The organism is Streptococcus suis, from assembly GCF_002960445.1.
Lineage (GTDB): Bacteria > Bacillota > Bacilli > Lactobacillales > Streptococcaceae > Streptococcus > Streptococcus hyiners.
The window spans coordinates 1-21,726 of record NZ_POJD01000251.1 but is presented as its reverse complement, the minus strand read 5'-3'; the positions used below and the strand labels follow the sequence as shown (position 1 = coordinate 21,726).

The 21,726-nt window shown below is 40.9% G+C and carries 27 protein-coding genes, 1 tRNA gene and 1 riboswitch; of the genes, 24 read left to right on the top strand and 4 right to left on the bottom strand.

Features of this window, described 5'->3' with window-relative positions:
* The first annotated feature begins 37 nt into the window (after window positions 1-37).
* The 10 genes from C1G53_RS09310 (at window position 38) to C1G53_RS09275 (ending at window position 6,866) form a co-directional block, all read left to right on the top strand.
* Window positions 38-111 (top strand) — tRNA-Pro (locus C1G53_RS09310).
* Window positions 112-262: 151 nt separating this feature from the next.
* The gene (locus tag C1G53_RS13400) at window positions 263-586 is read left to right on the top strand and encodes a hypothetical protein (RefSeq protein WP_238139136.1); all 324 of its coding nucleotides are present in this window, start codon (window positions 263-265) and stop codon (window positions 584-586) included.
* A gap of 115 nt (window positions 587-701) precedes the next feature.
* A complete protein-coding gene (locus C1G53_RS13395) occupies window positions 702-1,106 on the top strand; it encodes a hypothetical protein (RefSeq protein ID WP_238139135.1) in 405 nt (134 codons plus the stop codon).
* 376 nt (window positions 1,107-1,482) lie between these two features.
* Complete coding sequence (locus tag C1G53_RS09300; RefSeq protein WP_105118451.1) at window positions 1,483-2,142, top strand: hypothetical protein; 660 nt, start codon at window positions 1,483-1,485, stop codon at window positions 2,140-2,142.
* A 123-nt stretch (window positions 2,143-2,265) separates the two neighbouring features.
* Window positions 2,266-2,418 carry a hypothetical protein gene (locus C1G53_RS13090; protein WP_161941399.1) on the top strand — a complete coding sequence of 51 codons (153 nt, stop codon included), beginning with the start codon at window positions 2,266-2,268 and terminating at the stop codon, window positions 2,416-2,418.
* On the top strand, window positions 2,418-3,077 hold the full coding sequence (locus tag C1G53_RS09295; RefSeq protein ID WP_105118450.1) for a hypothetical protein: 660 nt from the start codon (window positions 2,418-2,420) through the stop codon (window positions 3,075-3,077). The genes C1G53_RS13090 and C1G53_RS09295 overlap by 1 nt, the downstream gene beginning before the upstream one ends.
* 355 nt (window positions 3,078-3,432) lie before the next feature.
* Window positions 3,433-4,224, top strand: a complete 792-nt coding sequence (locus tag C1G53_RS09290; protein ID WP_105118449.1) for a hypothetical protein — start codon at window positions 3,433-3,435, stop codon at window positions 4,222-4,224.
* 435 nt (window positions 4,225-4,659) lie between these two features.
* Window positions 4,660-5,202: a tRNA (cytidine(34)-2'-O)-methyltransferase gene (locus C1G53_RS09285; RefSeq protein WP_105118448.1), complete on the top strand. Its 543-nt coding sequence runs from the start codon at window positions 4,660-4,662 to the stop codon at window positions 5,200-5,202.
* A gap of 58 nt (window positions 5,203-5,260) precedes the next feature.
* Window positions 5,261-5,572, top strand: a riboswitch (FMN riboswitch).
* 59 nt (window positions 5,573-5,631) lie between these two features.
* Window positions 5,632-6,189 (top strand): ECF transporter S component, encoded by a 558-nt coding sequence (locus C1G53_RS09280; RefSeq protein ID WP_105118447.1) that lies wholly within the window; start codon window positions 5,632-5,634, stop codon window positions 6,187-6,189.
* Window positions 6,190-6,212: 23 nt separating this feature from the next.
* A complete protein-coding gene (locus tag C1G53_RS09275; protein WP_105118446.1) occupies window positions 6,213-6,866 on the top strand; it encodes a phosphatase PAP2 family protein in 654 nt (217 codons plus the stop codon).
* Between the two features lie 193 nt (window positions 6,867-7,059).
* Here the strand turns inward: C1G53_RS09275 and C1G53_RS09270 are convergent, their stop codons facing one another.
* The 3 genes from C1G53_RS09270 to C1G53_RS09260 all read right to left on the bottom strand — a co-directional run bounded on the left by C1G53_RS09270 (window position 7,060) and on the right by C1G53_RS09260 (window position 9,822).
* Window positions 7,060-8,859, bottom strand: coding sequence for an acyltransferase family protein (locus tag C1G53_RS09270; protein WP_105118445.1), 1,800 nt, complete (start codon window positions 8,857-8,859; stop codon window positions 7,060-7,062).
* A complete protein-coding gene (locus tag C1G53_RS09265) occupies window positions 8,849-9,271 on the bottom strand; it encodes a hypothetical protein (RefSeq protein WP_105118444.1) in 423 nt (140 codons plus the stop codon). The genes C1G53_RS09270 and C1G53_RS09265 overlap by 11 nt, the downstream gene beginning before the upstream one ends.
* A 134-nt stretch (window positions 9,272-9,405) precedes the next feature.
* A complete protein-coding gene (locus C1G53_RS09260; protein WP_105118443.1) occupies window positions 9,406-9,822 on the bottom strand; it encodes a low molecular weight protein-tyrosine-phosphatase in 417 nt (138 codons plus the stop codon).
* Window positions 9,823-9,978: 156 nt separating this feature from the next.
* On the opposite strand from C1G53_RS09260, the gene C1G53_RS09255 reads away from it, so the two are divergent.
* Complete coding sequence (locus C1G53_RS09255) at window positions 9,979-10,494, top strand: Dps family protein (protein WP_105118442.1); 516 nt, start codon at window positions 9,979-9,981, stop codon at window positions 10,492-10,494.
* 274 nt (window positions 10,495-10,768) lie between these two features.
* On the opposite strand, the gene C1G53_RS09250 is transcribed toward C1G53_RS09255, so the two are convergent.
* Window positions 10,769-10,975 (bottom strand): CsbD family protein, encoded by a 207-nt coding sequence (locus C1G53_RS09250; protein ID WP_105118441.1) that lies wholly within the window; start codon window positions 10,973-10,975, stop codon window positions 10,769-10,771.
* Window positions 10,976-11,427: 452 nt separating this feature from the next.
* Between C1G53_RS09250 and C1G53_RS09245 the strand changes: the two genes are divergently transcribed.
* The 13 genes from C1G53_RS09245 (at window position 11,428) to C1G53_RS09185 (ending at window position 20,736) form a co-directional block, all read left to right on the top strand.
* Window positions 11,428-12,306, top strand: a complete 879-nt coding sequence (locus C1G53_RS09245; protein WP_105118440.1) for an ABC transporter ATP-binding protein — start codon at window positions 11,428-11,430, stop codon at window positions 12,304-12,306.
* Window positions 12,303-13,034: an ABC transporter permease gene (locus C1G53_RS09240; protein WP_105118439.1), complete on the top strand. Its 732-nt coding sequence runs from the start codon at window positions 12,303-12,305 to the stop codon at window positions 13,032-13,034. The genes C1G53_RS09245 and C1G53_RS09240 overlap by 4 nt, the downstream gene beginning before the upstream one ends.
* An 8-nt stretch (window positions 13,035-13,042) precedes the next feature.
* Entirely contained in the window at window positions 13,043-14,137 is a 1,095-nt protein-coding gene (locus tag C1G53_RS09235) for a sensor histidine kinase (protein WP_161941398.1), read from the top strand.
* The gene (locus C1G53_RS09230; protein ID WP_105118438.1) at window positions 14,134-14,736 is read left to right on the top strand and encodes a response regulator transcription factor; all 603 of its coding nucleotides are present in this window, start codon (window positions 14,134-14,136) and stop codon (window positions 14,734-14,736) included. Before C1G53_RS09235 ends, C1G53_RS09230 begins: the two co-directional genes overlap by 4 nt.
* A gap of 106 nt (window positions 14,737-14,842) precedes the next feature.
* Window positions 14,843-15,061, top strand: a complete 219-nt coding sequence (locus tag C1G53_RS09225; RefSeq protein WP_105118437.1) for a YqgQ family protein — start codon at window positions 14,843-14,845, stop codon at window positions 15,059-15,061.
* Window positions 15,061-15,447 carry a rhodanese-like domain-containing protein gene (locus C1G53_RS09220; protein WP_105118436.1) on the top strand — a complete coding sequence of 129 codons (387 nt, stop codon included), beginning with the start codon at window positions 15,061-15,063 and terminating at the stop codon, window positions 15,445-15,447. Before C1G53_RS09225 ends, C1G53_RS09220 begins: the two co-directional genes overlap by 1 nt.
* A 56-nt stretch (window positions 15,448-15,503) precedes the next feature.
* On the top strand, window positions 15,504-16,181 hold the full coding sequence (locus tag C1G53_RS09215; RefSeq protein WP_105118435.1) for a serine protease: 678 nt from the start codon (window positions 15,504-15,506) through the stop codon (window positions 16,179-16,181).
* A 72-nt stretch (window positions 16,182-16,253) separates the two neighbouring features.
* Window positions 16,254-16,793, top strand: coding sequence for a 16S rRNA (guanine(966)-N(2))-methyltransferase RsmD (gene rsmD / locus C1G53_RS09210; protein WP_105118452.1), 540 nt, complete (start codon window positions 16,254-16,256; stop codon window positions 16,791-16,793).
* Window positions 16,783-17,271: a pantetheine-phosphate adenylyltransferase gene (coaD, locus tag C1G53_RS09205; RefSeq protein WP_105118434.1), complete on the top strand. Its 489-nt coding sequence runs from the start codon at window positions 16,783-16,785 to the stop codon at window positions 17,269-17,271. The genes rsmD and coaD overlap by 11 nt, the downstream gene beginning before the upstream one ends.
* Complete coding sequence (locus tag C1G53_RS09200; RefSeq protein WP_105118433.1) at window positions 17,258-18,307, top strand: SepM family pheromone-processing serine protease; 1,050 nt, start codon at window positions 17,258-17,260, stop codon at window positions 18,305-18,307. Before coaD ends, C1G53_RS09200 begins: the two co-directional genes overlap by 14 nt.
* 142 nt (window positions 18,308-18,449) lie before the next feature.
* Window positions 18,450-19,091 carry a YutD family protein gene (locus C1G53_RS09195; RefSeq protein WP_105118432.1) on the top strand — a complete coding sequence of 214 codons (642 nt, stop codon included), beginning with the start codon at window positions 18,450-18,452 and terminating at the stop codon, window positions 19,089-19,091.
* Window positions 19,092-19,099: 8 nt separating this feature from the next.
* The gene (rlmN, locus tag C1G53_RS09190) at window positions 19,100-20,212 is read left to right on the top strand and encodes a 23S rRNA (adenine(2503)-C(2))-methyltransferase RlmN (protein ID WP_105118431.1); all 1,113 of its coding nucleotides are present in this window, start codon (window positions 19,100-19,102) and stop codon (window positions 20,210-20,212) included.
* Entirely contained in the window at window positions 20,209-20,736 is a 528-nt protein-coding gene (locus C1G53_RS09185) for a VanZ family protein (protein WP_105118430.1), read from the top strand. The genes rlmN and C1G53_RS09185 overlap by 4 nt, the downstream gene beginning before the upstream one ends.
* The last annotated feature ends 990 nt before the right edge of the window (window positions 20,737-21,726 follow it).

Sequence of the window (21,726 nt, the reverse complement as noted above, 5' to 3'; positions counted from 1 at the left end):
AATGATGTCATTAGGGGAGCTTTATTTTTAATAACAGCGGGAAGTAGCTCAGCTTGGTAGAGTACTTGGTTTGGGACCAAGGTGTCGCAGGTTCGAATCCTGTCTTCCCGATTGAAAGAGGTTAAGAGGATAATTGTTTTCCTCTTTTTTTGAGCACGCTAACTAGTGTCTTACAGGGCCAATATTTTTTCAGGCTAAGGCCAGTTTCTTTGATTTATTAACATAACAGACAATTATGATAATCTGATAAGGATGAGAAAACATGAAAAAAACAGTATGGAATGCCTCTTTAGAAGAGAGTATGGGGTTGGTAACGGATCATTACATTCAGACTTCAATGGAGGACATAGAGAAAAAAGGTTATGGAAAGAAAATAATAGGTTTTTTGACTGTTAATCTCTTCATGTATTTAATAACATTTATAGGTAGATATATTGATTCACAAATCATATTAACTCTATTTAAAAGTACGGAGGTATTAGTAAGTATTCCCTTCTTTCTAGGGCTACTTGTTACATTTTTGTATTTCATTTCCTTGAAAAAAAATCCATCAAAAACGAGTCTTGTCTTACTATTATTTTTATAAGTATATGTTTTTGCTTACATTTCTATTCTATTACTAAATAGAAATATTACTAGTTATTTTTTCTACAATGATACTTGGTGAGTTCTTGTCAATATTCATCTATTCGGTGGATTTCATGATTGCCCTTCTTGAAAGATATCAATGGTTTAGTAAGACTTCGTACAATAGTTTGTATGGTAATGTAGATTTCAGTAACCCACTAGAAAGATATGTGGAGCTTTTTGTTGCTCATTCTAGAAAATTTGGTTGGCTCGTTCTTACTCCAGTTTTTCTGTATAGGATATTTTTTTCCAGCGGAGAAAATTTGTATAGAAATGATTTAATAAGAACGGTTAGCATCCTTTCGTTTCCTATTATTGGATTGGTGGGTTTATATTTTGTTATCGCACTTGGTGCAAGTCAGATAAAAGGCTATTATATCAGTAAATATATGGAAGACTATCGTATTCTCTCAGGATATAGCATTGAAGACTGGTATGGTAAAAAGTCCAAGCGATATAAGGAAAGTTTGGGAAAGTAGGTTTTGTTTAGATCGTCTTAATTTACTTTGGGTTTATGGCTAAGCAATGTATTTCAAAATCCCAAGTTGCATAATTTTTTTGATGCTTAAGTTATTAACTTGTAAACCCAGACAAGATCACCTTGTCTGGATTTTTGGTATAATAGACAAGTATGATGAACTGATAAGATGGGTAAACATTAAAAAACAGTATGGAACGCCTCTTTTGAAGAGAGCAAGGGAATGGTAATGGCAATCGTTGCTCAAAGACTATATGATCAAAGTATTGTACAAGATAAAATGACAAGTCGGAGGAGACTTTGAAAGTAGATGAAGTGTATCTATATCTTGACCAAGACTATCAAAAAGTAAAAATTAGTAAGCAGGTGGCGGAGTAATGAATCGAATAAAAAAACTAATGATGTGCATTTTAGGAGTTGTTACAATAATGGGGTTGACTGGTTGTAATAAAGAAGTAGAGATTAGAACAGAGTTGGCACCGATGTACGAGGTGTTGGATCAGCAATCTATAGAGAATTTTGATATTTTTTCGATTGAAGATAATTTGAGGATATATGGTATGGAGAGTGCCAAGGCATTTAAGACTGACTTGGCTATTAGCCCAGATGGACAATTTGAAGGAATGAGTTATGATTTGTCAGTTTCTGAAACGGAAGGCTATCCAACGACTTATATAGATGGAAATTTGAAAATTAATACGACTAGTGAAGTGTTATCCGATAGAAAAATGTTATTTGAAGAATTTCATTTTTCAGAAGACTATTTCAATAGTTTAGAGTTAGTAGAGGCATTTGAACATCCATCCACTTATATGAAGGATATGAGTTACCAAGAGAAGACTCCTTCGGACTACACAAAGAAACTAATAGAAACTTATGGATTAACTGATCCAACAGTTGCTAAAATCGAAGTAAGCAAAACAAGGCATGATGAAAAAACATTTTCTTACATACTAACCTACTCTTTATATGATGGGAGCGATATTGAAATCATTCGTGTCTTCAAATTTGTAATGGAGGATATGGAGGATGAGTAGAGAAGAGATAAGTCGTCGGGTTGAGGTATCTGCAGGTATTGCAGACAGTGTTTATAAATTGGTGCACGAAAATCATCGTTACTCAAGACAGATTTATCTATTAAGTATATTAAAGAGAATCTGGTGACGGCAATCGTTGCTCAAAGACTATATGATCAAAGTATTGTACAAGATAAAATGACAAGTCGTGAGGAGACTTTGAAAGTAGATGAAGTGTATCTATATCATGACCAAGACTATCAAAAAGTAAAAATTAGTAAGCAGGTGGCGGAGTGATGAATCGAATAAAAAAGCTAATGATGTGCATTTTAGGAGGTGTTACGATAATGGGTTTGACAGGTTGTAATAAAGAAACAGAGATTAAGACAGAGTTGGCACCGATGTATGAGGTGTTGGACCAGCAATCTATAGAGAATTTTGATATTCTTTCGATTGAAGACAGTTTGACTATATATGGTATGGAGGATGCCAAGGGCTTTCAGACTGATTTGACTGCCAACTCAGATAGACAGTTTGAAGGAATGAGTTATGATTTATCTGTTTCTGAAACGGAGGGCTATCCAACGTCTTATATAGGGGGAGAATTGAAAATAAATACGACTAGTGAAGTGTTATCCGATAGAAAACTGATGTTTGAAGAATTCCATTTTTCAGAAGACTATTTTAATAATCTAGAGCTAGTGAAGGTACTGGACCATCCCAATACTTATATGAAGGATATGAGTTACCAAGAGAAGACTCCTTCGGACTACACAAAGAAACTAATAGAAACTTATGGATTAACTGATCCAACAGTTGCTAAAATCGAAGTAAGCAAAAGAAGGCATGATGAAAAAACATTTTCATATATATTATTCTATTCATTGTATGATAGGTCTGATGTCAAGATAAATTGTTTCTTCTCCTTTGTTATGGAGGATAAAGCAGATGAGTAAGGTTGATATTAATCGTCGGGTGGAGGTCTCTGCGGAAATTGCAGATAGTGTTTATACATTTGAAGAGGCTGGGTAAAAAGGTCAGCACCGCTTCTCAAAGTTAGTGTCAACATCTCAGCGCAGTGGTTGATTGGCAGATTTGTTCGTGCTTTACACTCCAAATCTGACCTAATCAACTGTGCGGGGGTGGGAAGACGAACTCTTCTAGGAATGGTCGAGTTCTTTCCCACTCCCTCATTGGCTAATTAGGAAAATCTGTAAGTATGAACATAGAATCAATTAAATCAGTAGGAGATAGTATTTCTAACTTCTTTGAGGGAGGAACCAAGACAGTTTCGTCTTGGTTTGGGTGAGAATGATGGAAGACAAATATAAATATATTATTGAAGATGCTCAAGAGTTAAGTAGGAAATGGAATGTTTTCGTTTTAATTTTTGGTTTTCCAGCTCTTATCGGTTTTCTTCTATTTGGTGGCTTCTTTGTATCAACTTTTGGTAAATCTGTTAGTCTGAGCGGAGAGCTCAACTCAGTATCAGTCACTGGTCTAGAGTATCTTATAGGTCTTCCTAACGTGTTCTGGGGTTGGCTTTTCGTGTTTTCTTGGTTTTTGTATAGTATTGCTTATAGAATGATGCATAGAAATATCATTAAAGCTTACTTACTAAATCAAATCATTCTACTGATGATGGTTATTCCCATTTATTATTCTATATTTTATGGAATCCAATTTTTTGTCCCGTTCTTATTGGTTAGAGTGCTAAATTGGTTGATGTTTGTAGCTTCGTTAGTCTATATTTTCTGGCATTATGTTTCAAAAACAGTTCAAAGCCTACCTATTTCTTCTCGCATTACATCAAAGCAATTATCAACTGTTCTTTTAGTATTATGGGGAATTAGTGCGTTATCCAGTCTAATACATGATGGCTTTCAAAATATACTGGCTAGCGTTTTGCTTGCAGCAATGCCGATTTTTCCACCTCTCATTGTTATTGTATTTACTCTTATCTTGAGAGGGATATTGTCCACTTTGCTTGCCTTGAATGTACTTAATGCAGATCAAGAAAAGTATCGAAAAGAATTTGGTTATTCAGTAGAAGACTGGTATGGTAAAAAGTCCCAGCGTTATAAGGAAAGTTTGGGGAAGTAATGAATACAGGTATGGAAACAATGAAATTGGAAAAATTGAACGTAAGTTCTGATTGGACAGATTGTTTAATTGCATAGTAAAATATACCTACTAATTATTATTGACGATATTGACTGATTCAGCTGGTACCGATGATAACCAAAAAGGAAATATAGAATAGTATATCGTTTTGCTCAGCTTTGCAACTCAAAAATGAGCGTTATTGCTCTTTATCTCATTTAAATATCATTTTATGAAAAAATTAGGCAAAAATACTTGATTTTCAGCCTTTTTTAAGTTACAATAGAAACACGATTTCATTGATTTAACTCAAACCTGTTGTGAGTTAAGTGAATGAATCATCATTCACCATGCTGTTTGCTGAGCTTGACTCCGGGCAGTGTGGCTATTTTTTTGTCCGAATAATCACTGCCCTAGTTTGAGGAAATAAAAAGTATGAATATTGAAGATTTGCATTATACAGAAGAAACTGCCAAAAACCACATTGTCTTGTTTGAACCACAGATTCCACAAAATACGGGAAATATCGCTCGAACTTGTGCTGCGACCAACAGCCCCCTCCATATCATCAAGCCAATGAGCTTCCCCATTGATGACAGAAAGATGAAGCGTGCAGGTTTGGACTACTGGGATAAGTTAGATGTTCGTTTCTATGAAAATCTGACAGAATTTATGGACTATGCAAGTCAGCATGGTCGGATTCATTTGGTGTCAAAATTTGCGGATAAGATTTATTCGGAAGAAAGTTATCAGGACGGTATCCACTTTTTCCTCTTTGGTCGTGAAGATAAGGGATTACCGGAAGAATTTATGCGAATGCATCCTGAAAAAGCTATTCGCATTCCCATGAATGATGAGCATGTCCGTAGTCTTAATGTATCCAATACAGTTTGCATGATTGTCTATGAAGCCCTTCGCCAGCAGGATTTTGCAGGCTTGGATTTGGTACATACCTATGAAGAGGATAAGCTAAAATAAAGAATATCACTAACTGGAACTAAGCTCTTGCACTTGCAGGGCTTTTTTGGTATCATGAAAGAGTCTTCAGGGCAGGGTGTAATTCCCGACCGGCAGTGATTTTTTTGATTCTTGCTTTTCTTTTTCTCTCATTCGTCGTTGACCAGGCTTGCCTAACTCCAGTTATGCCTTCGCCTTGTCGCCTAGACTGATAGAAAAATCTTAAGCAACACTCAAAAAAAGTGTTTTTGTTTCATTTTAGGGCTAGGCAAGGAGATGCAGACTTAACGAAGCCATAAAATGGAAAGAAAGACACGTACAGTCTGCGAGCGAAAGCTGATGTGGTGCAATTCCACAACCGACAGTATAGTCTGGATGGGAGAAGACGAAGTGCAGTTCTTTTGACCTGCCTTCCAAGCTTCTTCAATTTTCAAAATTGGAGGAACCTTTATGACAAACACACGGAAAATGGCGATTATCGCCATTCTTTCAGCACTTTCATTTCTACTCATGTATTTGAAATTTCCCTTGATTCCAACGGCAAATTTCTTAGAAGTGGATTTTTCACTAGTACCAATTTTATTTGGTCTTCTACTACTAGATATCAAGTCTAGTTTTGCCATTTTGTTTATCAGGACCTTGCTAAAGTTGCTTTTAAACAACCAAGGAGTATCAACAGTTATTGGTCTGCCGATGAATATTGCAGCCATGTCGGTTTTTATCTTGGCAGTGGCTTATTTCTGGAAGAATGACCAGACTGTCAAAAATTATCTAAAAACAGCAGTCGTAGCAACACTTGGTTCAACCCTTGCCATGCTTGTCTTGAACTATGTCTATGCAGTACCACTGTACGCGGCCTTTGCAAATTTTGATATCAAGGAAATCTTAGGATTGACCAATTACCTACTCTTTATGGTTTTGCCATTTAATCTCTTGCAAGGAATGGTCCTTTCCATTATTTTCTATATTTGCTACAAGGCAGCTCAACCTATTTTAAAGAAAGTTTAACTTTTTTAAAGTAAACTATATCTATGAAAAATAAACAAATCCATTTACGAAACGCGTCTTTCTTTGCTCTGGCCTTTGTATTTTTAGGCTATGTAGCCAAGTTTTACCCAAGTAGCTTAACTGGTTTTGACACCGCTATTCAATCCGCCATTCGCGGAAATCTTCCTAGTGGAGCGACCCAGTTTTGGACTTCTATTACTGTCATAGGGAATACGGTTATTATTTTAGCGATTACCCTGCTCTTGTCTGCTATCTTCTATTATTACAAAAGGTGGAAGATAGAAGCCTTTTTCCTACTTGCTAGTTTTGCGGCTATGGGGGTAGCATCTACAGCCCTGAAATATGTCTACCAACGTCCGCGACCTAGCATTGAATGGTTAATTGATACCATTGGCTATTCATTCCCAAGCTGGCATACTGCCTCAACCATGATGATTGCAGGAGCAGTAGTGATTGTTATCCAACAACGTATGAAGCAGGGCTTGGCTAAGCGTGTCCTACAAGCTGGCTTAATCCTTCTAGCCATGTTAGTTGCCATCTCTCGTATCTATATAGGTGTCCATTATCCGACGGATATTATTGGAGGTTGGCTTTTAGCTCTTACTCTCTTGCAGGTCATGTATCCTTTTTATGACCAGAAACGCTTTGAATGGCGTTTTCAGAGTAAACAGAAATAGTTGTATTTTGTGTCCCCTATCCGCTGGATGGGGGATTTTTGCTCTATTGGCCTTTATTCTGTGAAGTGGTGTAGGAAAAGTCTAGCATGGTTTGTATAGTGCCTCAAAGTCAAATATATTGATTAGAGTATTAGATTATCTCGAACAATAAAAAATTCTCCTGTAATCTAAAGTTACAGAAGAATGTTTTATTTTAGTTTTTAATGGGTCCATTTTCTACAGCTTTGATAGCTTGACTGATAGTTTGGGCAAAAATTTCTGCACCGTTATTATCGATGTTGAAATGAACCAAGTCGGAGTTATACCAAATGGGTGGATTGTCCAGGGAGGCCTGGTACCAATCTGCAATTGAAATATAATCGTATTTCTCAGCCAGCTCTTTTTCATATTGACCTGTTTGGTAAGAAATAGAATTACTTGGACTAAAGTTACCATCATAAGGTGTCACGAAAATGAGGCGACGTCCTTTAGGAAAGTCCTTGACTAATTTGTCCAAAATCTCTTGGTAATTATCGCTTGTATTGGTGCCTAAGGCGACGATGACCGTTTCTTTCAAACTATTGTTCTGCTGGTAGAGCTTAATCAAACTTTCAATTTCTGAGAGGTTTCGACTGACAGTTCCATCAATTTGGATTCCTGGGATAGCTTCCTGAAGTGCCGTACTTGCTCGAACAGTAACAGAATCTCCAAACATGGTTACACCCTTTTGAATATCGAAGCTAGATACCTTTGAGTTTTCAGCGGCTGAACGAGTGGTTGCCAGCTGGGTCTGGGCTTGGTAGAGGCTACTAATCATATTCTCTTGCTCAAAGCTTCCAAGTCGTGGTGCAAAGAGGCAGATTGCTAGACTAAGTACAGTGAGGAAGCCGAAACTACCAGCCAACCATTTTTTATAGGGTTTGAGGTCAATTGCAAGACCAAACAATTTCCCTACTCTTCCTGCGACAAAGGGTTCGAGGATATAGGTCGAAATAGTCGCCAAAATGACGGAGAAGATAAAAGACAAGATAGCAGCAGTAGTTGCATTGCTCAACTGTGTAAAGATGATTAGAAGTGGCCAATGGAAGAGATAAATACCGTAGGAAATTGCTGCTAAGAATTGAATGAAGCCAGGTTCCTTAATGCTTTCTGTTTTTTCATGAAGAATACGCGCCGCGAAAATCATGGCAACAGTTGCCAGGCTAGATAAGAGGAAACCAATCAGGTAGGTCCAAATGGAACTAAATTGTAAGGTAAACAGTAGAATCAGTTCGATTGCCAATCCACCTACAAACAGTCCGAGGACCTTCTGTAAGCTAAGTGTCTGAATAGTTTGCTGGAAGGCAGCGGTTGTATGACCAATACCTGCTATAGTTGCTAGGATAGCACCCAGAAAGAAGGGGAAGGTATGGGTAAAGGTCGAATAATAGATAGATGAGAAGTTGTCCACGAAGAAACTGGATATAAACATTCCAAGGAAAGTGAGGACAAATAGGCTGAGGGAGGTTAAGAAAATCGTTCCACGCAGTTGCCCAACACTTTTGGATATCCGAGCTAGAAGCCAAACCAAACCTGCCCAGATAATGTAATATTGGACTTCAATAGCCAGTGTCCAGGTGTGAACAAATAGATGTGGCGTAAATTGATTTTCATAGCTACCACCAGACAGGATTTCAAAGAAATTGGTCATAAAGCCCAGAGCAGCAGTGACCTGACCACCAATGTTGGCAAGGAAATCATTCCGAATCAGGAGGGCCAAAGGTAGCACCAACAGAATGGTCAAAACCAAAGGCGGTAGGATCCGATACAATCTTCTTCGGAAAAAGGAGATAAGATCAATTTTTTTATGCTTTGAAAACTCATCAATCAAGAGGGCTGTCGTTAGATAGCCAGACAGGGTGAAGAATAGGTCCACCCCAACAAATCCACCTGGAAAAATCTTGATGAAGAAATGGTAGAGGAGAACAAAGGATAGACCGATGACACGAATTGTAGATAACCATTTAATTTTCATTTTGATAAATCCCCTGTTTAAATCTTCCTTCGTAAATGGCCTGTCCTTCGGTTGTTAATTTACCTTTGCCATCAGCATAACCATTTTTGAATTCGCCAACGTAAACCCAGCCACTAGCGGATTTGTAGGTTCCTTGACCGTGAAAAATGCCATTCTTAAATTGGCCTTGGTAGCTATCGCCATTTTCGAAGGTCAGTTTGCCTTGGCCATTCATTTTGGAAGCGACCACATAGCCATTGTATTGTAATTTACCATTGTCTAAGGTCAAGGCCTGCTTGTTTCCAATCCGACCTGTAAAAACAGATAAGGCACAAATCAAAATCAGTAGAAGAGAAAGTACTTCTACTTTTCTACGTGTGAAGAAACGGGAAACATCTTCCAATGTTAAGCGTTTGTTTGTTAACTCTTTCATAGATAAACCCTTTCGAAATAATCTACTGGATTTTTTTAACCCTTCTTTCTAGCATAAAACAAAAGCGTATCAATCCAGTCAGAAATAGTTTACCATTTTCTTACAAATATTACAAAAATATTACACGGGAGATATTATAATTTTTCTAACCAATCCTGACAACCCTGTTTGACTAGACGATAGGTTTCGTCAAAATCACCTGTGTACCAAGGGTCCGGGACGGATTTGTCTGCAAATTGAAAAATCTTATCTTGGGCATGGGCAGGAGCCATTTTCCGTAAATCTCGGATATTATTGCTATCCATTCCAATGATGACATCAAATTCTTCAAAGTCTGTTTGAGAGATTTGTTGAGAGGTCTTGGTTTGGTCGTAGGGAATATTGTGTTGCTTGAAAATCTTTTGTGTACCTGGGTAGATGGGATTGCCGTGTTCCCAACTGGATGTTGCCCGACTTTCAATGTGCAGGCTATCAGTTAAATCTTTCATGACAAATTCTGCCATGGGGCTACGACAGATATTACCCAAGCAAACAAAAATGATTTTTTTCATATAGAACTCCTTTTTTCTTTTATTATATCATTTATGTGGTGTAACTCTCTTAGATATGTTACAAAATTAGAACTTTTCTAATATAAGGTATATTTCTTGATTTTTATGATGTTTTTATTTATAATAGTTATAAATAAAAACAAAAAGGTGAACACTATGAAACAAAAGTATTTCCAAACACCAGCAGAAATTGCTTCCTTCAGCCCACGTCAATCATTGGCTGATTCTAAGGCAGTATTGAATCAGGCTGTAGCAGATTTATCAGTGGCCCATTCTATTCTCCATCAAGTTCATTGGTATATGCGTGGTCGTGGCTTTATGATTTGGCATCCAAAGATGGATGAATATATGGAAGAAATTGATGGCTATTTGGATGAGATGAGTGAACGTTTAATCACCTTAGGTGGGGCACCATTTTCTACCCTTAAAGAGTTTAGTGAAAATAGTCAGCTCAAGGAAGTTCCTGGTGATTACACTGTAACGATTGAAGAGCAATTGGCGCGTGTGGTAGCGGTGTTCCGTTATCTGGCTGCTCTTTTCCAAAAGGGATTTGATGTCAGTGATGAAGAAGGTGATAGCGTAACCAACGACATTTTCAATGTGGCTAAGGCTAGTATTGAAAAACATATTTGGATGTTGCAGGCAGAACTAGGACAAGCTCCGAAATTATAAATAGATGAAGGGTCCAGTAGGACTCTTTTTTGCTGCATAGACGATAGTCGAATGAATTTGCAATTAGACAGGGTGGAAAACCCATGTAAAGCAAGATACTAATGAAGAGTGTAGCAAGTTGAAAGTGATTATGCCTCGAAGCGAATATATCATGATTAAATAGTGAGCGAAATAGATTTCGACTGAACAAAAATAACACCCCAGAAGTTAGATTTTTCTATCTACCTTTTGGGGTGTGGTTCAGTAACACAAGGCTTTTTCCATAACCTTGAGCTTATTCCTTATCGAAGGCCTTTTTGATTCCGTCAACAGCACCTTCAATGCCATCTTTGGCATCTTCAACTAATTCTTTAGCCTTGCCTAAGCCTTTTTCCACAAGTCCTTCGACTTCAAGACCTTTATCGCCTGTTAATTTGCCCAAACCTTCTTTGACAGAACCTGTCAACTGGTCGAGTTTTGCATTCAATTTATCTTCTGACATCAGAAACCTCTTTCTATATTTCAAGGGTGGTTGCTCTCCACCGAGTTATCCTAACTGGTAGAACATGTTGATATATCTATACTAAGTCATTATGTCCTAAAAAGCAAGCGATTTGTTTGGAATTGATGAATATCAAACATGACATTTGTCACATAAGTCAATGACAAAGGCTTCTAGTGGGGGTTTCATTTTCGATATATACTATGTATGTATCGTCATTTAGTTTTTCTTTTATTACTTCGACGAGCGAGGAAACGTTGTTTCCTTATTTCCAATTTCAAACACTCCACTGGAGTGTTTGAACTCGCCTTGCCTGATTGAAACAGTCTGGGGGACTGTTTCAAGTCAATGCCTAGAAACAAGAAAGCATTGAGTTATGCCTGCGGCTCGTTGCCTAGTACTAAAAGTAAACTAAAAGACTATAAGATGTTCAAGAAGTAGGAGGTAGAAAGATGATAGAAGTACGAGCGCTAGAAAAAATCATCAAAGGACGGACGATTTTGTCCAATATTTCCTTTGAGATACAGTCTGGGGAATGTGTGGCCTTGATTGGTCCCAACGGGGCTGGGAAAACAACGCTCATGTCCTGTTTGTTGGGCGATAGAAAGGCGACGAAAGGGCAGGTCTTGTTGGACGGTAAGGCTCCGCAGGCTCAGTCCAATAAGGAAAAGGTAGCAGTCTTACCACAAGAAAATGCCATTCCTACAGACCTGAAGGTCAAGGAATTGCTCCGCTTTTTCCAAGCTATCTACAAGGCCAGTCTGACAGATGTGGAAATCGACAGCCTGCTCCGCTTTTCCCCAGAACAAAAAAATCAGCTGGCAGGCAAGCTATCGGGTGGTCAGAAGCGACTCTTGGCTTTCGTCATCTGTCTGATTGGCAAGCCCAAGTTGCTCTTCTTAGACGAGCCGACGGCGGGCATGGATACGTCGACCCGTCAGCGTTTTTGGGAGATTGTCCATGAGTTGAAGGAAAAGGGTGTGACTATTTTTTATACCAGCCACTATATCGAGGAAGTGGAGCATACGGCGGAGCGGATTTTGGTCTTGCACCAGGGGCGGCTACTAAGAGATACCACGCCATTTGCCATGCGGAGTGAGGAGCAAGAAAAAGAAGTGACTTTGCCGATTGCTTTTGCGGCGGTGGTGGAGAGCTTAGCTGAAATCAATGAAATCAGCTATAAACAAGATACGGTCAGCTTCAAGACCCGAGCCATTGAGCAGGTTTGGGCTAGCTTGCAGGAGGCAGGTTGTCGGATTTCGGATCTAGAGGTTCAGAACAAAACCCTGCTCAATAGCCTATTTGACAAGACGAGGGAGGAAGAATCATGAAAGCATTAATTCAAGTAGAGGCGGTAAAATTATCCAGAAGTTTGGGAGTTTTTCTCCTGTCTATCGGTATGCCCGTCATCTTTTTCCTGATTTTTTCATCAACGATCCAGTTTGACGATGCGACCATGCAAAAGGCCTTTATCCAGTCCTACATGCTGACCATGACAGGTTTTTCCATGTCGGGCTTTGCCCTTTTCACCTTTCCCACGATGCTGGCAGAGGACAGAAAAAATAGCTGGTTGACCTTTATCCAGCATTCGCCCCTGCCAATCTGGCAATACTACCTGTCCAAACTGGTGCGGGTCTTGCTCTGCTTTGTATCTTCCAATGTCATTGTCTTTGCGGTGGGTGGCTTGGTCAAGGGAGTAGAGATGACTGCTCAGGAATGGGTAATTTCGGCTCTCTTACTTTTAGTAACCTCTATCGTATTTCTAGCTATTGGCTTGCTTTTGGTGCAAATTCAGTCGGAACAAACCATGTCGGTGGTGGCAAACTTGCTCTACTTTGTTCTGGCTATCATGGGTGGTTCTTGGATGCCTGTTTCCCTCTTTCCAGACTGGGTGCAACGGATATGTAAACTCATGCCCAGCTACCATGTCAACCAGCTGGTGACCACCTATGCACAAGAGGGAGATTTTCTCTGGAAATCCTTGCTAATTGTCCTAGGCTATGCGATAATTTTCTTAGGAATTGCTCTGATACTGAATAGAAAATCGGAGCAGCAGTGAGGTGACAGATGATATTTGAAAAAAGAAAGGTACCACTCATGTTCTTCGTGGGCATGGTCTTTCTCTATTTTCCCTTTTACTATGCCCAGTATAGTCCCAATCCTACGGCAGTTGTCCTAGCGACTATTCTCTTTGCCTTGGTCTATTGCTCCCTCTTTTACACCGACCACAAGCTCTATTCCATGCTGGGTTGGTTTTACCTGATTGGCTATATCGCCGTCATGAGTTTTTGGGGCAATCTGCAATTCTCTCTCTTTATCTTCAACCTGTCCAATATGCTGGGCTGGTATTATAAAGAGAATCGACCGACCTATCGGACGGTGTCCTACGGGCTTTTGTTGCTGGTTATTATTCTATGGGCTTTGTTTGGTCCAGTTTCTTTTGAGATGAGAGCCTTTGCCCTCATCATTCACTTTTTCGGCTTGGCCTTGCTGATTTTCAGCTGGATTGAGATCAAGCGGGAAGCCCTTCAGCAACGCCTACAGGAGCAGAATGCGTCTATCAATCTCCTGCTGGCTGAGAATGAACGCAACCGTATCGGTCAGGACTTGCACGACACACTGGGTCATGTCTTTGCCATGCTGTCTGTCAAGGCTGAGCTGGTCCAGACACTTTTAGACCACGACCAGATTGACCAGGCCAAGAAGGAGGTGGCAGCCCTTCAGACCTTGGCTAAGGACTCCATGCAGGAGGTCCGCCAGATTGTCCAGTCCCTCAAGCAGCACACTGTGGCAGAGGAGCTTCAGATTTTGCAGCAGATGTTGGATTTAGCAGGAGTGGACTTAGTTGTCTTGGGCGGGGAAATAGCAGAGCAGCTCAGCTTGCCCGTCCAGAATAAGCTGGCTATGGTGCTGAGAGAGTTGGCCAATAACCTACTCAAACACAGCCAGGCTAGCAAATGTCGTTTGGTTTTTGAAAAAGACCAGCAAGAATTGGTTGTATACTACGAAGACAACGGTGTGGGCTTTGCCCAGTTGACTGGTCAGGAATTGCATACTATAAAGGATAGGTTGGTAACGGTGAAAGGAAGTTTGGAGTTTCTTTCTCTAGCCAAGCCCACCCGCCTGTCCATCCGAATTCCGTTTGAGGAGGTGGTAGAATGAGAATCTTAGTCGCAGAAGACCAAGCAATGCTGCGGGACGCCCTCTGTCAGCTCTTGGGCTTTCAAAATGCGGTTGAGGCTGTTTTACAAGCAGAAAACGGCAGTCAGGCCATTTCTCTTTTGGAAAAAGAGCCAGTAGATGTGGTGCTACTAGATATAGAAATGCCTGAAAAGTCGGGCCTAGATGTCTTGGAATGGGTGCGAGAAAAAACCTTGCCCGTCAAGGTTGTCATCATGACCACCTTCAAGCGACCGGGCTATTTCGAGCGGGCGGTCAAGGCAGATGTGGATGCCTATGTGCTCAAGGAACGCTCCATCGCAGACCTCATGCGGACTATTGAAACGGTCTTGGCGGGGCGGAAGGAATATTCACCAGAATTGATGGACATTCTCCTGACCCAACGCAGTCCTTTGACAGCCCAAGAAAGTCAGCTACTTAAGCTGGTGGCAGATGGCTTGTCCAATAAGGAGATCGCCAGCCAGCTTTATCTGTCTGATGGGACGGTTCGAAACTACATGACCTCTATCCTGTCCAAGCTAGGTGCCGAAAACCGCACCGCTGCTGTTAAGGTGGCACAGGAAAAGGGTTGGTTAGTATAAACGAATGAGATTGGGCTAGAACCCAATCTTTTTTGGCTTAAAAAATGACAAGACCGATTGCGTTTTTGTATTGAAAATCTTCGGATATTCTGCTAAAATTTTATATATGAAACGACTATACGATGTACAACAGTTGCTAAAACGTTTTGGTATAATCATCTATATGGGCAATCGTTTGTATGACATTGAGATGATGCAGATAGAGCTAAATCGTGTCTATCAGGCAGGTCTTCTGGATAGGTTGGACTACATGGAGGCCGAATTGGTTTTGCGACGGGAACATCGTTTGGAATTAGAGTATCAGCAGTTGAAGGAGAGTAAGTAGTGGAAACCTTGTGGGTATTTATTGTTTTTGTCGTCATTTTAGGTTCGTGGATGGGCTTTAATTATTGGAGATTGCGTCAAGCAGCGACAGTTATTGACAATGCTGCCTTTGCAGAGAAAATTCATGGAGGTCAGCTGATTGACCTACGAGATCCAAGTGAGTTCGGTCGTAAGCATATTCTGGGTGCCAGAAATATTCCCTACCAGCAATTACGCCAATCAACAGCAGCTTTACGCAAGGACAAGCCTGTTTTGATGTATGAAAATGATCGTGGTCAGTTGGTTACGCCAGCAGCTCTTTACTTAAAGAAACAAGGTTTTAAGGAGATCTATATTTTAAGCTACGGTTTAAATGGCTGGAATGGAAAAGTAAAGACTGCTAAATAGTCTTTTAATCGGTAAGATTATGTATGCCGGCTTGGTAAACAGTAAGGAACGTGGGAATGGAAAGGAAATATGAAAAGTTATCCCTAGCTGAATTAGGGATACTTATTTTAATGGTGTTGATATTACTCATTAGTTTGGGAGCTGGTTGGTATCTTGATTCCCAAAAGTTAGTTGAGACATCAAAGGTAAATCAAGAGCTTGTTCCAGATGATTCTAACTATAATGCTGTAGAAAATGCAGTTATCGAATTAGAAGGCAATAAGACAAAAGAAAAACTTGACCTTGCTCAAGCGGCTGTAGCTTCATTGACAGATAGTGGACTTAAAGCTAAATTACAGGCAAGGATAGATAAGGTGCAGCTAGAGATTGCTACATTGATTGATGCACAGACTAAAGCAAGTCTCGAAAAGGAGAAGAAAAAGGCTTCTACATCAGCGGACAGTAGTTCTGTTAATGATAGTCTTGCAACAGAAACGGGAACGGAATATTCCCATGAATCAGCAACCTCTAACGATGTAGCATCTGTTCAAAATACATACAGCAGTTTAGATGCTACAACGACTTACACCCCACCTGCTAGCCAAGCAGACACAAGCACAACTCCTGTGTCCGAGGTCAGTGAAGCGCCCGTTGCGGAAACACCAGTGACGGAAGCGTCAACTGCTACTGAAACTAGCGTAGAAAGTCCAGTTGCAAGTGAAACGCCAGCAACATCATCTACAGATAATCCATAGATAAAAGGAGAGCAATCTCCTTTTTTTAGTTTGATTGAGCCGTCCAGTCGTTTTTTTGTTATAATATTCTTTATGAGAATTGTATCAGGAATTTATGGCGGACGACCACTAAAAACTTTAGAGGGTAAGACAACTAGGCCCACATCGGACAAGGTCCGTGGTGCCATGTTTAATATGATTGGTCCTTATTTTGAGGGTGGTCGAGTCTTGGACCTCTATGCAGGAAGTGGCGGTTTGTCTATCGAGGCTGTTTCTCGCGGCATGGAGGCTGCAGTTCTGGTCGAGCGTGATCGGCGAGCGCAAGCCATTATCCGCGACAATATCCGCATGACCAAGGAAGATAGCAGGTTTCAGCTTTTATCCATGGAAGCCAAGCAGGCTTTGGCTCACTTGAGCGGATCCTTCGACCTGGTCTTTCTGGACCCTCCCTATGCAGCCGAGGACATCGTAGCAGATATTACTGAGCTGTGTCAGCGCCAGCTTTTGTCCCAAGAGGTCATGGTGGTTTGCGAAACGGATAAGGCCGTTTCTCTTCCGGAGGAAATAGCAGAGCTGGGCATTTGGAAAGAAAAAATATATGGAATTAGTAAGGTAACAGTCTATGTCAGATAAGATAGGAATGTTCACAGGATCCTTTGACCCCATTACCAATGGGCATCTGGATATCATCAAGCGAGCAAGTGGCCTGTTTGATAAGCTTTATGTAGGTATTTTTTTCAATCCCAATAAAATTGGTTTGTTTACAGGGCAGGAGCGTCAAGCCCTTCTACAAAAAGTTTTTGAGGGAAATGAGAAGATTGAGGTCTTTTTAGCTGGTCAGGAATTGGTGGTTGATGTGGCCCGTGAGCGACGGGTTAGTCATATCGTTCGAGGCCTGCGTAATGGAATTGACCTTGAATATGAAGCTAATTTGGACTATTTTAATCGCCAACTAGCTCCGGAACTTGAAACGGTTTATCTCATGTCTAAACCAGAGTATCGGAATATATCTTCTAGTCAAATCAGAGAATTGATTCATTATCAGCAAGATATTAGTCCCTATGTTCCCCCAGTTGTCAGTGAGGAGATAAAAAAGAATGAAGAAAAATAAGAAATTACTACTGATTAGCTCCATTGTCTTAGGTACTTTATTGATTTGGTTTACGGTCTTTGTCCCCCTGCCATACTATCTGGAAAAGCCGGGAGGGGCTTCGGATATCCGTCAGGTCTTGACAGTCAATGACCAAGAAGACAAGGAAACTGGTTCTTACAATTTTACCTACGTTTCAGTCCAACAGGCAACGGCCTTGCAACTCTTGGCGGCCCAGTTTGACCCTTACACAAGTGTTAGTTCAGCAGAGGAGATGACAGGTGGGGCAGACAGCGAGGAATACTTCCGCATTGCCCAGTTCTACATGGAAACTTCGCAAAATATGGCCAAGTACCAAGGTTTGACCTTGGCTGGTAAAGAGGTCAGCATGGATTTCTTCGGAGTTTACGTTCTAGCTTTAGCCGAAGATTCAACTTTTAAGGAAATTCTCAATATTGCGGACACTGTTGTTAGTATCAATGGAAAAACCTTTGAATCCTCACCAGACCTCATTAAATATGTCAGCAGTTTGGAATTGGGCAGTGATGTAACCGTTGGCTATATAAGTGGTGGTCAAGAAAAATCAGCAGATGGTCACATTATCAAGCTTTCAAATGGTAAAAACGGGATCGGGATTACTCTAGTTGACCATACGGAAGTGGAAAGTTCAGTGCCGATTGAATTCCAAACTGGCAATATCGGTGGACCAAGTGCCGGACTGATGTTTACCCTTGCAATATATACGCAACTGGCTGACCCAACCTTGCGTGATGGGCGCGTGATTGCGGGTACCGGAACCATTGAGCAAGATGGTAGCGTTGGTGATATTGGTGGAGCAGATAAGAAGGTATTATCTGCAGCCAAGGCTGGAGCAAGTATCTTCTTTGTTCCCAATAATCCAGTTGATGAAGAAATCTTGAAAGAGGATCCAACAGCTAAAACCAACTATGAAGAGGCTAAAGAAGCTGCTGAGAAGGCAGGTCTGGACATTGAAGTTGTGCCTGTCAAGACAGCTCAGGATGCCATTGACTATTTGAAGCAAACCAAGGGCGAGTAAATCGTCCTTTTTGCTATTTCATTAAAATTGTCTGAAATTTCTTTGATAACCTAAACTAGAAGAATTTCAAGTCAAATCGTGGTATAATAGTAGGGTTAGATAGAAATATACTGTATGAAGAAATTACAAGATTGGAGGATTCATGAAAAAAGATATTTCACCAGAAATGTACAACTACAACAAGTATCCTGGACCAAGTTTTGCTCGTGTGGGGGATAAGGTTGTATCTGAAAATATTGAACTAGACCTTGTGGAAGACTATAAAGAGGCTTTTGACCAGACTATTTTCGGTCAGCGTTTTTCACAGTTGATGCTCAAGTTTGACTATATTGTCGGCGATTGGGGCAATGAGCAATTGCGTTTGAAGGGCTTTTATAAGGATGATAAGACTGTTAAGTCTGACTCTAAAATCAGTCGTTTGGATGATTATTTGACAGAATTCTGTAATTTTGGCTGTGCTTATTTCGTCTTAGCCAATCCAAATCCGCAGGACTTGCCTGTTGAGGAGGAGGACAGACCCCGTCGCAAGCGGAGTCGTTCTCGTAATCGCAACAGAAATCAGCAGCGGACGGAGCCGATTGCGCCAAAGGAAAGTAAGAATAGTCGTAATGACCGTCAGAAAAAAGGGAAGCAGCAGAACAAGCAGTCGGAACAGCGTCATTTTACTATGAAAAATGCGGGTGCCAAGGCTAGTCAGACGGAGCGTAGTCAGAAGCGTGACCGTAAAGAAAATAATCGGGAGATGAATGAGGCTAAGCGTAGCTTTGTTATCCGTCAGAAGTAGGGAGAAAGATGAAACCATCAATTTATGCCTTTAGTCAAGCCAATCTAGTGGATTGGATTTTAGAAAATGGGGAAAAGAAATTCCGTGCGACACAGATTTGGGAATGGCTCTATCGTTCCCGTGTCCAGTCCTTTGCGGAAATGACCAACTTGCCCAAGTCATTGATTGAAAAATTGGAAGAAAACTTTGTGGTCAACCCACTCAAGCAACGGATTGTACAGGAGTCTAAGGACGGGACGATCAAATACCTGTTTGAATTGCCAGATGGCATGCTGATTGAAACAGTTCTCATGCACCAGCATTATGGTCTGTCAGTCTGTGTAACAACTCAGGTAGGTTGCAATATTGGTTGTACCTTCTGTGCTTCTGGTTTGATTCCTAAGCAACGTGATTTGACCAGTGGTGAGATTGTGGCTCAGATTATGTTGGTGCAGAAATACCTGGATGAGCGTAATCAGAATGAGCGTGTCAGCCATATCGTAGTTATGGGTATCGGTGAGCCGCTTGACAACTATGACAATGTTATGACCTTCTTGCGTGTGGTCAATGATGACAAGGGCTTGGCAATCGGTGCCCGTCACATCACGGTTTCGACTTCTGGCTTGGCACCAAAAATCCGTGATTTTGCCCGTGAAGGTGTTCAGGTCAACTTGGCAGTTTCTCTCCACGCGCCAAATAACGACCTTCGTTCCAGCATCATGCGGATCAACCGTCGTTATCCAATCGAAGTATTGTTCGAGGCAATCGAGGACTATATCAAGGTAACCAACCGCCGTGTGACCTTTGAGTACATCATGCTCAATGAAGTTAACGACGGAGTTGAACAGGCGCAGGAATTGGCTGATTTGACCAAGAATATCCGTAAATTGTCTTATATCAACCTCATTCCATATAACCCGGTTAGTGAGCATGACCAGTACAGCCGTTCAACTAGAGAGCGGACCCTGGCTTTCTTTGATGTTTTGAAGAAAAATGGGGTCAACTGTGTTGTTCGTCAGGAACACGGTACAGATATTGATGCGGCTTGTGGTCAGTTGCGTTCCAATACGCTCAAGAAAGACCGCGAAAAGGCGCGTGCTCGTATTGCAGCCGCAAAAGCAAAGGCAGGTATTGGAGCATGAGAAGATTCTTCCAAGCAGATGGGAATCTGACCAAGCTAGGAAGACAAATTTGTAAAAGCTTAGCTGGGGCCTATGCTCTGGCTATTGTTTTACTCTGTTTCCTACCGCAGTCTTGGTACCCCCAGTACAAAGACTTTTCCACACCAGGCATCATTCAGATTGGGCGGCTCTATCTACTCCCCACTCCCTTTAATAGTATTGTCAATGGTGATAAGGTAGATAGCCTAGCAGATTTGGGCTGGATATTCTTGCAGAATTTTACCAACATTTTTCTACTCTTTCCTCTGGTTTTTCTTCTCCTTTTCCTTTTGGAAAAATGGCGGAGCCTTGGAGCAGTCATTCGTTATACCTTTTGCATGAGCCTGTTTATTGAGTGCACTCAGCTATTGCTAGACATACTCATTGATGCGGGGCGAGTGTTTGAAGTGGATGACCTCTGGACAAATACACTTGGAGGTGTTTTGGCTTATGGCCTCTATCGTTGTTTTATTCATACTATTATGGATTGTAAACTAGATAAGTAATCGCCGGCGATTGTCCAGAGTATTCTGAAAATTTAGAAAAATAATTGACTTATTGTAAATAATAACGTATAATTGTAGGTAATTTAAGATAAATCTTATCGCTTTCAAGGAGTGAAGGATTTTATCTTAAATAAATCCTTTTAGAATACGGACCAATTTATCGTGCATCTCCGTATATCTGGAGATAGAGGTATGGCCTCCCCTAGTCAGTGTCCATTACCACCCAGTCCGTTTCGTATTTTCCTCTCCCTATCTTACAGAGAGGAATTTTCTGTTTAGACTATACAAAACCCCTGACGGTTGCCTATCGTCAGGGGTTAATTTTTATACTCAATGAAAATCAAAATTTGACTTGCTCCAAAGGTTCGGGGAACCTTTGTAGGTTGGAGCTAGAGCGAACCTGTTCGCTACAAAAAGGTTCGGGGAACCTTTGTAGGTTGGAGCTAGAGCGAACCTGTTCGCTACAAAAAGGTTCGGGGAACCTTTGTAGGTTGGAGCTAGAGCGAACCTGTTTGCTACAAAAGGTTTGGGGAACCTTTGTAGGTTGGATATAGAGCGAACATAGTTCGCTACAAAAAGGTTTGGGGAACCTTTGTAGGTTGGATATAGAGCAAACCTGTTCGCTACAAAAAGGTTTGGGGAACCTTTGTAGGTTGGAGCTAGAGCGAACCTGTTCGCTACAAAAAGGTTCGGGGAACCTTTGTAGGTTGGAGCTAGAGCGAACATAGTTTATGTATCAAAGCGATGATAGAAGTCTATTCCTTTTATATTCCAGGGGAACGGACTGAAAATCTCCACAGGAGCTTTTCAGTTATCAAATCAAGTCAACAACGTCGGATTTTCGAAGAGTATAAAACCAAAACCCCTGACGGTTGCCTATGAACTGCTCCCTGTCAAGTGGACAATGAAATAATAAAAGATTAGGCGACGGCCTTGTTCCTCATTTCAAGAGGGGCAAGGCCGTTGTTGCGTTCTTGAAATCGTTGATGA